Genomic DNA, 13,794 nt, shown 5'->3' on the forward strand with positions numbered 1-13,794 from the left:
TGTATAATAAACTTGAAGACATGGATAAATATACTAAACAACGAATCGAAAAACTTCACCCTACTGTTAGAGAAGAAGTTACAAAAGTCATTGAAGAATGTGACAATGCTTTGACTGGTAGGGCAAAAATCCGGGTGACGCAAGGGCTTCGGACTTTTGAAGAACAGGATGCCTTATATGCACAAGGAAGAACAAAACCCGGAAAAAAAGTCACGAATGCCAAAGCAGGTCAATCCATACATAATTATGGTTTTGCTGTAGATATCTGCCTGATAATTGATGGGAAAGAAGCTTCCTGGGATACCAAAAAAGATTGGGACAATGACAAGGTTGCTGATTGGTATGAATGTGTGAAAATTTTCGCCAAACACGGCTGGGAATGGGGTGGTAATTGGAAAACATTTAAAGATATGCCCCACTTTGAAAAAAGGAACCTTAGCTGGAGAGCATTATCAAAACTTAAAAAAGACAAAAACGGATATGTAATTTTAAAATAAAACAGCTATGAAAACAATTAGAAAAAACATGATGCTTTTCTTTTTCCTGTCGTTTGCTGCAGTCTCATGCGAATCGACAAGAACGGCGGTTTTTGATCAGTATTCCTATCAGAAAACAACCGAACTGAAAGTAGAAGCCTCAAAATTAATGGACAAAGCCACAGCGCCCTATGCAAAACACCAGCAGGATACCGAAGCCTTTTTCCTTCAGGTCGAAAAATTGATCGAATACGAAAAAAATAAGCCCGACAATGAAATCACGTTTGCTATGTGGAAACTTTTGACGGATGAAGAAAAAAACCTGTTATCTGGCTTTTTTAAACGCTGGAAAGAAAAGGAATCGTTATCGCCCGTTTTTCTTCAGGAATCCAAAAAACAGGTCATGGAAGCTATTGACATGCTAATACAGTATGAAATCAAAAAAGATAAGACCTCAAAAGATGGGCTTTTGAGCCTGATAAACAGCAATAAATAGAAATCATGGATATCGAAAAATTATTAAAACAGCTGAAACAGGAACTTGTCACTCTTTTAGGCGACAAATACAAAGAATTTAAACCTGAAATACAGAAAGACATCACTGCTTTCCTGGATAGTTCAAAGGAAAAATTGGAACGTTGGACCTTACTTTTGGCTTCATCTTCAATTACCGAAGAAGAATTTTCATGGCTTTTGAAAAGCCAGCAGGACCTTATCGCACTAAAAGCACTGCAAGGTGCCGGATTATCGAAAATAAAATTGAATAATATCAAAAATGCAATCATACTGACTATTTTTAAAACAGTCCTACTAAGCATCTAAAAACATAAATGAAATGTGTACCCAAATCTTAAATCATAAAAGCCATGTCAAAAAAAATCAAAATTTTAAGCCTGGATGGAGGCGGAATCCGAGGGATCATAACCTGCGTCATTTTAAAGTATATTGAAGAACAACTTCAGAAATTAGACAATCCGAATGCAAAAATTGGTGATTATTTCGATCTCATTGCCGGAACCAGCACAGGAGGAATACTTGCTTCTATCCTACTCTATCCCGACAGCAATAAAAAAGCAAAATATTCAGTAGAAACTGCCCTGGACCTTTATGCCAAACACGGAGAAAGTATTTTCAACGTTTCGTTTTGGCAGCAACTCATCAATCCGTTCGGACTTTTTAACGAGCGGATTTCACAAAAAGCACTGGAAAGACAACTTGAAAATGTATTTGGCAATCTTGAAATCAAGGATTTTATAAAACCCTGCCTGATAACATCCTATGACATCTTTCACAGAAAAGCTAAATTTTTTACAAGCCATGAAGCGGGTTCCGATTTAGAGAATTTTTACGCCAAAGACATCTGCAGAGCCACCTCAGCAGCACCTACTTATTTTGAGCCCGCCAACATAAAATCGCTTTATGGGCAGGAATTTACACTCATTGACGGTGGTGTATATGCCAACAATCCCGCTTTATGTGCTTATGCTGAAGCCCGGAAAATAGAATTTTCAAAAGTGCTGAACCAGCCCGGAAAAAAAGATTTTCCAAAAATCAGCGACATGATTATTGTCTCCATTGGAACAGGTCAGGTGTTAAAACCTTATACCTACCGTCAGTTTGAAAATGCGGGAAAAGTAAAATGGATTCAGCCGCTTATTGATATTCTGCTTTCTTCAAACGTAGAAACGACAGATTATCATTTAAAAAAAATGTATGAAACCTTAGGCTCAAGAAACAGGCAAAACTACCATCGGTTAATGCCTTCTCTAAAAAATGCTTCGCCAGAAATGGATGATGTTTCATCAAAAAACATCTATGAACTCATACAGGCCGGCTTGAGCTATATCGACCAAAACCGGAAGGAGTTGAACGAAATAGCTAAAAAGCTGATTAAAAACAGTTGAAACAAAAAAACCTTTGGATAACTCCAAAGGTTTTTAGTTAGATAGTTGGTCGGTTAGGATTTATACTATTCCTGTTTTTTTGCAGTTTTTACTGCAGGAGCTGCTGGTTGGACAGCTTCGGTTGTTTTAGTTGTGGTTGTTTCGGCTTTTTTCGCAATGTTTGCTTCCTGTTTCACTTCTGTTACTTTAGGAGCTTCAGCTTTCTTTTCGGCTTCGACGGAAGATGCTGCATTTTTTACAACTTCTTTTGTGGCTTTCTTTGGCGTTTCCTGTGCAAATGCTACAACTCCTGTAAGCATAATTGCGCTTAAAATTAATTTTTTCATAGTAGTTTTTTTGTGGTTATAGTGGTTGTATGTTTTTCGATTAAGTTAAAACAATTTCAATGCCATTTCGAGCCAACATTCAGAATGTTACCTGTAAAATCTAATCATAAATCATTAAAATTCAATTGATTGTAATTTATTTAAGCTCCATAAATCAACAAAAAACATATTTTCAAAAAGTGATACTATTCCAAAAAAAGATGTGGATTTTTGGGGATTATGTAGAAATTTTATGTTAAAATCTTGTGGAAAGAGCACACATTTCAATTTTATTATCTCCAATAATAAGGGAACGGGCCTACTGAAAGAATTCAATTCAAATATATTTGTAACTTTACCGCCCATATAAATTTCAAGATGAAAGCATTAAAAATGTTGGCCGTGCTGTTTTTTCTACTCATTGGAACACAGCAAACTTTTGCCCAGAAATACCGGTTCAAGACTTCCAGCTATAGCGTAATGGAACAAAATGCCAAAGGCCAATGGGGAAAATGGTCGGATTTTAAAGACACCAACCTGATTATCGTTCTTGATGGAGACAAAAACCGCATTGTTATAAATTCAGCACAAACACAGCTTTATTATATCGATGCTTATGGCAAAACTATTGAAAACGAAACAGACAAGACCGTGACTTTTAACTGTATAGACAATAGTGGCAACCGTTGTGTTATTGAAATCATTACCAGAAAAAAGCAAGGCAACCGCATTCAGTTTTACATCAATTATCCTGATTTAAAAATCGTTTATAATATTTATCCGTAAGACTTGAGGAAAATGAACACCTATCCCAAAACGGAAAAACTAAAAAGCAGGACTACGATTGATAGCATGTTCCGCGAAGGCAAGTCGGTTTCAAAATTCCCACTAAGACTGGTCTACAAAAAACAGGCTTTTGATGAGGGTCAAAAATTGAAAATAGGTGTGTCCGTTTCGAAAAAATATTTCAAAAAAGCCGTTGACCGGAATTATTTCAAAAGAGTACTTCGGGAAACCTACCGCCTCAACAAAAATTTATTGTTGGACTCTCTTGAAGAATCCTATGCTTTTATGCTTCTTTACCAAACAAAAGAAAGGCTCTCCTACGAAGACATAAATCATAAAACCATACAACTGTTCGAAAAATTTCGTCTTCAGGTAAAACCGGAAATAGAAAAAGATAAGGACTAAGCCATTTCAATACTAAAAAAGCAGTGGTTTCCGTTAGTAGCCTATATCAGTTTATTTTCATGTGGATGAAATGTTTACTCATTTATTCTTACTTTAGTGGTCTTGTTTTCCCTAATCTGAAAGAAACGAAGAAGAAAAAGAAAAACTTAAAGTTATGTATGCATTTTTAAAGAAGAGATATATCATTCCAGTGGTAGCTGGAGGCCTTTTATATGTTGGAGCGAGTTTCAGAAATGATTTCTTTGAAATTGCAAAACAGATTGAAATATTCACAACCATGTTCAAAACCGTGAATATGAATTATGTTGACGAAACGAATCCGGGTGAATTGATGGATAAGGCTATCAAGAATATGCTTATGGAACTAGATCCGTATACGGTCTATTTCAACGAGCAGGACGTCGTAAAATTCAAAATCAACAACACGGGCGAATATACCGGAATTGGTGCGATGATTACCAGAAAAGAAGGAAAGCTTATTATCAAAGAGCCTTATAAAAACTATCCTGCCGATAAGGCAGGCTTAAAAGCGGGTGATGAAATCGTCCAGATTGGCGATGTAAATCTTTCCGACTTTAAAGATGATGCTTCGCAACTTTTGAAAGGAAGCAAAAATGCCAAGATTGACATCAAATACCTTCGTCAAGGCAAAACGAATAATACAACTTTAGTTTTAGAGGAAGTTGACCTGAAAGCGGTTCCGTTTTTCTCAAAAATAGATGACAAAACAGGCTATATTGTTCTGTCACAGTTTAACGCCAAGGCATCACAGGAAACCAAACAGGCGCTTGAAAAACTAAAGGCTGATGGTGCTGAGAAAATAATACTGGACCTCAGAGGAAATCCGGGTGGTTTGTTGGGCGAAGCAGTTAATATCTGTAACTTGTTTGTTCCGAGTGGCGAAACAATCGTAACCACAAAATCTCATATTGAAAAACACAACAATACTTACAGAACATCAAGGGCTCCGGTTGATACTGAAATTCCTTTGGTCATTCTTGTTGACGGTAAAAGTGCCTCTGCTTCCGAAATTGTTGCCGGAGCTTTACAGGATTTGGACAGAGCGGTAGTTGTTGGTGCAAGAAGCTTTGGAAAAGGCCTTGTGCAAAGACCTATCGATTTGACCTATGGTACACAGGTAAAGGTAACCATTTCGCGTTACTACACTCCATCCGGAAGATGCATTCAGGCATTGGATTATGCCCATAAAGATAAGGACGGAAAAGCAATTCGCACCGATGAAAAAAATTACAATGCATTCAAAACCCGTAAAGGAAGAACCGTTTATGACGGCGGGGGAATCCAGCCCGATGTAGAATTATCTGAAACAAAATTAAGCGCCATTACGGAAGCTTTAGTCAAAAACGATGGTATTTTTAATTATGTAACGCGATACTACTATAAAAATCCGAGCCTGGGCGACAAAATACCAACTATTACCGATGCGGATTATGCCGATTTTAAAAAATTCCTGAAAGACCAGAAATTTGCTTTTGACACAGAAACCGAACAGGCAATGAAAAAAACGCTTGAGGCAGCCAAAAAAGAAAAAATAGACGAAGACATCAAGAACGAAGTCCAACAACTGCTAACGGCCCTGCAAAAAAGCGACGAGACCCAATTGAACAAACATCAGGCAGAAATTAAAGAACTTATTCTGGATGAAATCATCAAAAGATACCAATACAAAGAAGGTTTGTATCAATATTACACCAAAAATAATTCTGAAATCAAAAAAGCTACGGCCTTGCTAAACAATCCGGCAGAATACAACAAAATATTACTGAGATAAAATGCTTCGCATCCTTAAAATTTTACCCCTGCTTATTTTTGGATTCGTCTCTGCACAAGAAGAGGTCGTTCATTCTGTTTATTTTGATACGAACAAATACAACCTGACCGAAAATCAGGTGGAAGATGTTACAAAATTCATTCAGTCAACTGATTCAGTAAGGATAGAATCCATAAGCATTTATGGCTATTGCGATGACCGGGGCAAAGACGAATACAATTTTAAACTTTCCAGTAATCGCGCCAATGCCATTAAGGAAAAATTGGTTGAAAATGGAATCAGGAGTAAGATTATAGTTACTATCGAAGGAAGAGGAAGGGTATTGATTGAAGACGATATTGATAATATCTCTGAAGTACGCTCCAAAAACAGACGTGTGGATGTGGTAATGAATTTCAGAGAAATTCCAATCGAAAAGCTTGAAATTCCGGGTGTTTACAGTGAGATACATAAAAACCATGTTGTTGGCGACCGTATCTATCTTGAAAAATTATTGTTTGAAAAAGGGAGCAGCAAGCTTACAATGAAATCAAAAAACGAGCTGGACAGAATGGCACGGCAGCTCCTGAAATACAAGAATCTGGAATTTGAAATCCAGGGACATGTTTGCTGTACGCCTCCTTACCACAAAGAAGCTATTGATAAAGACACCAAAAAACGAAAACTTTCTGTAAACAGGGCTGAAGCCGTTTACAAATACCTGGTTTTCAAAAAAGTGCCAAAAACCAGAATGACGTTTAAAGGATATGGAAATACCCAACCGCTTGGCAAAGGAACTGATTTGGACCGCCGGGTAGAATTGGTGATTACAAAAGTTTAGGACCTTTTCATTTCGATATGGGGAATCCCATCTTCGAGATATTCTTCACTAGTCTGGGAAAATCCATGGCTTTCATAAAACTTTTTGAGGTAAAGCTGTGCTGAAATCGTAATCTTTTCTTCATCAAAATTATCCTTGATTGCTTTAATCGCTTCGCGGATAAGGTCATGCCCCCATTTTCTGTCGCGGTACTTTTCCTTCACGATAACCCTCCCAATTGATGATTCGTCAAAATAATCGCCCGCATTAAAAAGCCTGCAATAAGCTACTGTTTCGCCTTCAAATTCGCCAATTAAGTGAATTGCCTTCCTGTCTTTTCCGTCGATATCCTGATATACGCAATTTTGCTCCACTATAAAGACCTCACTTCGCAGTTCCAGCAAATTATACAACTCATCGAGAGATAGTGTCTTAAAAGGCTTTATTTTCCAAATTAGGGACATGCTCTTTTTTATAAGAATGAAATACTTTTAATTATCGACTCCAATTCGTGCATCAAATCGCGTTGCGGTGTTGACGGAGCATAACAAAATCCTTCGATGACAAGAATTCTATTGTTTTTAGCATCAATAATGCTGTAGTTAATAAATGGTCCGGACATCGTATCATTTCGCAGTTCCCAGTTTCCTTTGGTCTGGAAGGCTTTCAGACCACCTATGGTTGTATTTATGAGATAAGGCGAGTACGAATCTTCTGTAATCATTTGAGAATTTTCCGTAGTACCATGAATGTAAAGCCCTCCTATTGAATCGCGAGCCCGGACAATGTTGTTGATTGCATCGTCATTCTTTTTGATGGAATGCAACGGAACCTGATAAATCAGGATACTGGAGTTTCCAGTTTGGATTTCCTGCTTTAGCCATAAAAACTTATCCTTTTCAAGCACAACCTTAAATGTTTTCGGAACCAGAAGCGAAATATTGAATTTGTTCCTGAACTTCTTGTCATCCATTAATGAGGCCTTGATTTGATTCTGGGTCACCTCTATTTCTGTCTGTTGCATCCTCGCTATTATTTCAGCAGCATTTTTTTCAAGGTGGCCAATAATCGATGCGGTTGAGTTACCCGATATGCGGATGAGGTTTTGAGGCACACCAAACTGGTTTTCAGAAAAATTAAAATCATTTCTGGCCTCTTTTTTTATGTAAAGTATATTCCTGTTTTTGGCCAATGAGCCTTCAAAAGCGTGAAGCGGATACTGATTAATCGTAAAAAGTGGTTCTTCCTGAGGAAGTCCGTCAACGGGAGCAGCAAATTTTTTCCGGATTGTATCCCCTATTTCGCCTATCCAGAGTTTATCATCAATAAAAACAGCAAGCGAATTCGTATTCCCGATCGATTGCTTATCGGAATTTTTTACTTCTTTTTGATTGCAGGAAAAGGAAAAGGCTGCTAAAGACAGGAGCAACAATAGCTTTTTCATTGTGTTGCTTTTTGCAATGGAAAGCTAAAATCCAAAGATGATTATCCTTGGATTTTAAGCTTCATTCCAGGTTTGATGTTTTCGCTGCGAATATCATTCCATTTTTTGATATTTTCAACCGTAACTCCCGGATATTTTTTTGCGATGCTGAAAAGCGAATCTCCTTTTTGGACAAGATATTGGTGAACTTTGGCAGAAGAAGCAATCTGTTGTTGTGCTTTTTCTGCTTTGGTTTCGATTACCGGAGCATTTTCATTAGGAATCAGTTTTAACTTGCTTCCAGACAATACATTTGCGTCTTCAAGATTATTCCATTCCTTAATTTCTGCAACGGTTACACCATATTTTCTGGCAATAGAATTAAGATTGTCACCTTTTTGAACTACATAAAATTCAGATTTGTCGTCTTCCTTGTTTTCTGTATCATCTGTAGCAGCCTCTTTTGTTTTTGCTTCCTGCTTTTCAACAGCAGCTACAGCGGTTTCTGTAGTATCTTTTGTTTTGGCTGCCGGTTTTGGAGTTTTCTTTACTACTGTGGTAGCCACTCTTTCGCTAGTTTGAATTTTTAACTTAGCGCCCAGCATAACATTATTGTTTTTTAAACGGTTCCATTTCTTGATTTCAGCAACAGATACACCGTATTTCTGGGAAATCTCGCCAATGTTGTCACCTTTTTTAACCGTATGGTATTTTGTTTTGGTTACAATTTTACTGCCTTTTACAATTTCCGGTTCTTCAGAATAATCTATATATGGGCTTCTTGCCTCTGAAGAAGCAATTGCAGTTTCGTTTGTATTGCCAGTTGGCGATGTTGCTTTTCTTGAAAAATAAGGCTTTTCTTTTTTATCTTCTTCGATTTGTGCATAGGCATAAATCTTGTCTTCATTAGATGTGAAGACTGCAATCTTTGGAAGTGGCAGTCTCAGGTAATGATTTTTCCCTTTAACAAAAGGAATTACATCCAATTTATAACCCGGGTTCAGAAGCTTGATTTGAGATTCCGGTATATCCAACAGGTCAGAGATTTGCTTGAAACTCATTTCGCGCTTAATCATAACTGTATCAGTAGCAAAATAGCTTATGGCCGCTCTTTTTGGTTCAATTCCATGCTCTTTGTGGTATTCGTAAATGTACATTGTAGCGAGGAAAGCCGGAACGTAACCCTGTGTTTCTTTAGGAAGATTTTTTCGGATATTCCAGTAGTTTTGCTGTCCACCGGAACGTCTGATTGCTTTTGACACATTTCCGGGACCGGCATTATAGGAAGCCAAAACCAAATCCCAGTCTCCAAATATTTTGAACATATTTGAAAGATATTGGCAGGCAGCTTCAGTAGCTTTCAAAGGATCGCTTCTTTCATCAATATAGGAAGAAACATCCAGATTGTATTGTTTTCCGGTAGCAAACATAAACTGCCAAAGACCTGTCGCTCCTACTCTTGACCTTGCGTGCGGATTCAAAGCAGATTCTACAACGGCTAAATATTTGATTTCTAAAGGCACGTCGTATTTGGCAAGGGCGGCTTCAAACATTGGAAAATAATATTCAGAAATCGCCATCAATCGTTCGTACGATTTTTTCCTGTTTTTCAGGAATGATTTGATGATATTTTCAAGACCCTGATTGTACTCTATGTTGAAAGGTGATTTAGCGTCCATTTCTTTCAAACGGGCTTTCAACAAATCAGTAGATAAATCGTAATCTACTTTTTCGTCAGGATTCATATGAGCAATATCGAATTCCATTTCTTTAAAAAGATCCTGATTGGTCAATTCATCCATCCATTCCTTATCAACACAAGAAGCAACTTCATGGTCAACAAATGTGTTTTTTATAGAGTCTAAAACAGATAATTTTGGAGCTGTAATTTGCGGAGCTACCTCTTGTGAAACGGCATCCTGGGCAAAAATATTTAAGGAGAAAAAGGGTACTAAAAAAAGTGCTATTTTGGTTTTATTCATAACTGAAAATTATAACTTATTATATTTCAAATAATTATACATAATTGCAAACTTAACTTTTTATAACTAACTTTTAAAAGGTTTAGTATAAAAATTTTGTTTTTTAACTTATTATGGCATCAATTCCAGGTAGTGATTTTCCTTCCAGCATTTCCAGCATTGCCCCGCCCCCAGTAGAAACATAGCTCATTTTTGGCTCCAAACCAAACTGTTTTACCGCAGCAACAGAATCGCCACCGCCAACAAGAGAAAAAGCACCTTTTTGAGTAGCTTCTGCAATAAATTCTCCCAAAGCTATCGTTCCATATGAAAATTTTTCCATTTCAAAAACGCCCAACGGACCGTTCCATAAAATGGTTTTGGAATTTAAAATGACCTTTTTGAAATCTTCCAGCGATTTTGGACCTGCATCAAGTCCTTGCCAACCGTCAGGAATATTTTTTACGTCTGTTATTTTTGTTTCAGCATCATTCGAAAATGCGTTAGCCGCAACTACGTCAACAGGAAGATGGATTTCGACATTTTTCTCTTTTGCTTTCTTTAAAATCTCCAGTGCCAGATCCATTTTGTCGTCTTCACAAATTGAATCGCCAATTTTGCCTCCCAGGGCCTTGATAAAAGTAAAGGTCATTCCCCCACCAATAATCATATGGTCGATTTTATCGAGTATGTTTTCAATAACCGTAATCTTTGAAGAAACTTTTGAGCCACCCAATACAGCTGTTACCGGCTTTTCAGAATGCTTAAGCACCTTATTGAGACTTTCAATTTCTTTAGCTAAAAGGGTTCCGAAACATTTATCGTTTGGAAAGAACTGCGCAATAATTGTTGTTGAGGCATGCGCTCTGTGAGCCGTTCCGAAAGCATCATTCACATAGATGTCTCCTAATGAAGCCAATTTCTTTGAAAATTCAACATCTCCGGCTTCTTCTTCGGGATAGTAGCGAAGATTTTCCAAAAGCAGGATTTCGCCCGGTTTAAGATTTTTTGCTGCTTCCTCTGCTACCGGACCTATGCAGTCATTCGCAAATTTTACTTCTTTGCCCAGAACTTCTGCTGTTTTTTCAAGAATATGTTCCAGAGAATATTTTGGTTCTTTGGCTTTTGGCCTTCCCAAATGTGACATCAGGATTACGCTTCCGCCATCAGCAAGAATTTTATCAATTGTTGGCTTTGCCGCTTCAATTCGGGTGGCATCAACTACTTTAAAATTCTCGTCTAAAGGAACATTGAAATCTACCCTGATTAGTGCTTTTCTGTTTTTGAAATTGAAGTCGTTCAAAGTTTTCATTAGTGGTATATTTTATTTGTTTTTTTATTGGATTCACAAATATATGATTTTTAACCAACTAAAAAATATGAAAACATTTAAAATAAGCTTAAATCGTTAGCGAAAACGTTATAATTGATGATTGGGCTACTTTAGAAAATCCGATTGAAAAAATTTGTACATTTATTTCTTGTTAAAAACATCCCCGCCATTTTTAAATAACACGAAAGCCTTTGTTGCTCATTATCAAAAAAATAATCAATCCTTAGGAAACCTATGAAACATTCTTTCTTATTTGATTTAGATGCCGGGTATATCGTTATCTTCTTATTTTTTGCCATGCTATTGGCTATCAATGTCGGGTACCGGTTTGGGGTAAAAAAAACAAAGACTGATTCAGACAATTCCGGCATTTTGTCTTCACTATTAGGATTACTGGCCTTAATCCTCGCTTTTACTTTTGGAATGTCCGGTTCCAGATTCGAAACCCGAAAAGCAAGCCTTATTGATGAAGCCAATTGCATTGGAACAGCTATTCTAAGGGCAGACACTTATCCGGATAGCCTGAAAAACGCTTTTAAAAAAGATTTTGCCGTATATCTTAGCTCCAGGATTGCTTATTTTGAATCGGATAGAAATGAGGAGAAAATCAATAACTCCCTTAGAGAGTCGGCAGAAATAAGCCAAACCTTATGGAACAGGGCTACTCAATATTCAAGAGATAAAGATTTATTTTTACCTTCCAACATGATGATTCCGGCTTTAAACAGTATGTTTGATGCTGCTACAACAGCAAATGAAGCCTATAATGCTAACGTTCCGGAACCCATCGTTTATTTACTTCTGTTTTTTTCTATAATTATTTCCTTTTACATTGGTTACAGCTCAGGGTTTAAGAAAAAAATAGACCGGTTTTATATTTTGGGGTTTTGTCTTCTGACTTCTGTTGTTATCTATATAACCTTAGATTTAGACAGGCCAAGGCGCGGCTCTATAAACATGCAAAATGAAATGTTTTTGTTTAACGATTTGAAAGGCAACCTGTAAGTTTTCGAAGTTATTCATTTTTTTGCCGCGTGATAGCTGTTCATCCTTTTTCCCCTATATTTGTTCCATGCTATTTTCAGAAATCCTAGGACAAGAACATATCAAAAGCCACCTTACGAAAAGTGCTGATGCCGGAAGAATTCCGCATGCACAATTGTTTGTTGGTCCTGAAGGTTGTGGAACATTACCTATGGCTCTGGCCTATGCGCAATATGTGTTATGCCGGAATTCAGGTGGTGAAAATCAGGGCGAAAACGAGGCCTGTAATTTGAAATTCAATAACATTTCACATCCCGACCTGCATTTTATCTATCCTACGGTTTCGACAGATGATGTAAAGTCCAAGCCAAAAAGTCTTGACTTTATTGCTGATTGGCGCTCCTTTTTAATGGAAAGGCCTTATGGCGGATTGTTTGACTGGTATAAATATCTGGGCGTTCAAAACAAACAGGGACTGATTCGCGTAGAAGATGCCCAGGAAGTTTTAAAGTCACTTTCATTAAAATCCTATGAAGGTGGTTATAAAATCATGATTGTCTGGATGGCAGACAAGATGAATATTGAAGCTTCCAACAAGCTTTTGAAAATTCTTGAAGAACCACCTGAAAAAACACTTTTTATTCTGATTTCTGAAGATGAGGAATCTATCATACAGACAATACGTTCGCGCTGCCAGATACTTCATTTCAACGGAATCCATGAAAATATTATTGCTGATGCATTAGTTTCACGTGAAAATATAGACCCTCGCGAAGCCAGGAAAATTGCGCACCAGGCACAAGGAAATTTTAGCAAGGCATTGCACCTGCTGCATGAAGACAGCGAAGAACAGCCTTTTGAGCAATGGTTTGTTTTATGGGTACGTGCGGCTTTTCGTGCCAAAGGAAATGCATCAGCCATCAACGACCTGATTGCCTGGAGTGAGCAAATTGCCGGCCTGGGGCGTGAAGCACAAAAGAAATTTTTGCATTTTTGTATCGAAATGTTCCGTCAGGCATTGCTGCTGAACTATCAGGCATCAAGCCTGGTTTATATGGAACCTAAAGTTGAAAAATTCAAGCTGGAAAACTTTGCTCCATTTGTTAATGGCAACAATATCAATGATATTTACAAAGAGCTTTCTGATGCCGTTTATCATATTGAACGAAACGGAAATGCGAAGATTATTTTAACCGACCTATCTATCAAACTAACCCGATTAATCCACAAAAAATAGTAATCATGAACAACACTGCTTCTATTTTGATTTTAGTATTTTTGGCCGTAACCTTTTTACAATCAGGCTATGACAAGGTAATTGACTGGCAAGGTAATGTAGGCTGGCTCAAAGGTCATTTTGAGAAAACATTCATCAAAAACAGTGTACCACAATCCCTGATGCTAATTCTTGTTTTGGAAATAGCAGCCGGAATTCTTTGCGTTGCCGGTATTATACAGATGCTTATGAATAAAGGAACTACTTTTGGTTTTTACGGTTCTGTTGTTTCTGCTGTTACGCTGATTTTTCTATTATTCGGACAGCGTATTGCCAAAGATTATGATGGTGCCAGAACTATTGCCATCTATTTTGTTCCGGCTATTTTAGGTGTTTTTTTTATGCAATAA

16 protein-coding genes are annotated in these 13,794 nt (G+C 37.4%); 11 read left to right on the forward strand and 5 right to left on the reverse strand.

Annotated features, from left to right (window positions below; genetic code table 11):
• Positions 1-20: 20 nt before the first annotated feature.
• Genes BGO88_RS07170 through BGO88_RS07185 form a run of 4 tightly spaced genes read left to right on the forward strand, consistent with a single transcriptional unit; the run spans position 21 to position 2,380 of the window.
• On the forward strand, positions 21-497 hold the full coding sequence (locus BGO88_RS07170; RefSeq protein ID WP_286706434.1) for a M15 family metallopeptidase: 477 nt from the start codon (positions 21-23) through the stop codon (positions 495-497).
• 7 nt (positions 498-504) lie between these two features.
• The gene (locus tag BGO88_RS07175; protein ID WP_286706435.1) at positions 505-972 is read left to right on the forward strand and encodes a hypothetical protein; all 468 of its coding nucleotides are present in this window, start codon (positions 505-507) and stop codon (positions 970-972) included.
• A 5-nt stretch (positions 973-977) separates the two neighbouring features.
• Positions 978-1,298: a hypothetical protein gene (locus BGO88_RS07180; protein WP_286706436.1), complete on the forward strand. Its 321-nt coding sequence runs from the start codon at positions 978-980 to the stop codon at positions 1,296-1,298.
• A 44-nt stretch (positions 1,299-1,342) separates the two neighbouring features.
• Complete coding sequence (locus BGO88_RS07185) at positions 1,343-2,380, forward strand: patatin-like phospholipase family protein (RefSeq protein WP_056067051.1); 1,038 nt, start codon at positions 1,343-1,345, stop codon at positions 2,378-2,380.
• 65 nt (positions 2,381-2,445) lie between these two features.
• On the opposite strand, the gene BGO88_RS07190 is transcribed toward BGO88_RS07185, so the two are convergent.
• A complete protein-coding gene (locus BGO88_RS07190; protein ID WP_157485998.1) occupies positions 2,446-2,706 on the reverse strand; it encodes a hypothetical protein in 261 nt (86 codons plus the stop codon).
• A gap of 357 nt (positions 2,707-3,063) precedes the next feature.
• Here BGO88_RS07190 and BGO88_RS07195 point away from each other — a divergent pair, with 357 nt between their 5' ends.
• The 4 genes from BGO88_RS07195 (at position 3,064) to BGO88_RS07210 (ending at position 6,488) form a co-directional block, all read left to right on the forward strand.
• Positions 3,064-3,471 carry a hypothetical protein gene (locus BGO88_RS07195; RefSeq protein WP_056067056.1) on the forward strand — a complete coding sequence of 136 codons (408 nt, stop codon included), beginning with the start codon at positions 3,064-3,066 and terminating at the stop codon, positions 3,469-3,471.
• Positions 3,472-3,483: 12 nt separating this feature from the next.
• The gene (gene rnpA, locus BGO88_RS07200) at positions 3,484-3,876 is read left to right on the forward strand and encodes a ribonuclease P protein component (RefSeq protein ID WP_286706437.1); all 393 of its coding nucleotides are present in this window, start codon (positions 3,484-3,486) and stop codon (positions 3,874-3,876) included.
• Between the two features lie 154 nt (positions 3,877-4,030).
• The gene (locus BGO88_RS07205; RefSeq protein WP_286706438.1) at positions 4,031-5,668 is read left to right on the forward strand and encodes a S41 family peptidase; all 1,638 of its coding nucleotides are present in this window, start codon (positions 4,031-4,033) and stop codon (positions 5,666-5,668) included.
• Position 5,669: 1 nt separating this feature from the next.
• Positions 5,670-6,488, forward strand: coding sequence for an OmpA family protein (locus tag BGO88_RS07210; protein WP_286706439.1), 819 nt, complete (start codon positions 5,670-5,672; stop codon positions 6,486-6,488).
• Here BGO88_RS07210 and BGO88_RS07215 read toward each other — a convergent pair.
• The 4 genes from BGO88_RS07215 to BGO88_RS07230 all read right to left on the reverse strand — a co-directional run bounded on the left by BGO88_RS07215 (position 6,485) and on the right by BGO88_RS07230 (position 11,163).
• Positions 6,485-6,931, reverse strand: a complete 447-nt coding sequence (locus BGO88_RS07215; RefSeq protein ID WP_286706440.1) for a GNAT family N-acetyltransferase — start codon at positions 6,929-6,931, stop codon at positions 6,485-6,487. The two genes, BGO88_RS07210 and BGO88_RS07215, sit on opposite strands and share 4 nt — an antisense overlap.
• A gap of 8 nt (positions 6,932-6,939) precedes the next feature.
• Positions 6,940-7,911, reverse strand: a complete 972-nt coding sequence (locus BGO88_RS07220) for a DUF4837 family protein (protein WP_286706441.1) — start codon at positions 7,909-7,911, stop codon at positions 6,940-6,942.
• A 41-nt stretch (positions 7,912-7,952) separates the two neighbouring features.
• Positions 7,953-9,872: a LysM peptidoglycan-binding domain-containing protein gene (locus BGO88_RS07225; protein WP_286706442.1), complete on the reverse strand. Its 1,920-nt coding sequence runs from the start codon at positions 9,870-9,872 to the stop codon at positions 7,953-7,955.
• Between the two features lie 103 nt (positions 9,873-9,975).
• Positions 9,976-11,163, reverse strand: coding sequence for a phosphoglycerate kinase (locus BGO88_RS07230; protein WP_286706443.1), 1,188 nt, complete (start codon positions 11,161-11,163; stop codon positions 9,976-9,978).
• A 255-nt stretch (positions 11,164-11,418) separates the two neighbouring features.
• On the opposite strand from BGO88_RS07230, the gene BGO88_RS07235 reads away from it, so the two are divergent.
• The 3 genes from BGO88_RS07235 (at position 11,419) to BGO88_RS07245 (ending at position 13,794) form a co-directional block, all read left to right on the forward strand.
• Positions 11,419-12,189: a hypothetical protein gene (locus BGO88_RS07235; protein ID WP_286706444.1), complete on the forward strand. Its 771-nt coding sequence runs from the start codon at positions 11,419-11,421 to the stop codon at positions 12,187-12,189.
• Between the two features lie 67 nt (positions 12,190-12,256).
• Positions 12,257-13,405: a DNA polymerase III subunit gene (locus BGO88_RS07240; protein ID WP_286706445.1), complete on the forward strand. Its 1,149-nt coding sequence runs from the start codon at positions 12,257-12,259 to the stop codon at positions 13,403-13,405.
• Between the two features lie 5 nt (positions 13,406-13,410).
• Complete coding sequence (locus tag BGO88_RS07245) at positions 13,411-13,794, forward strand: DoxX family membrane protein (RefSeq protein ID WP_056067076.1); 384 nt, start codon at positions 13,411-13,413, stop codon at positions 13,792-13,794.

This window comes from Flavobacterium sp. 38-13 (genome assembly GCF_001899155.1).
In the GTDB taxonomy this organism is placed as follows: domain Bacteria; phylum Bacteroidota; class Bacteroidia; order Flavobacteriales; family Flavobacteriaceae; genus Flavobacterium; species Flavobacterium lindanitolerans.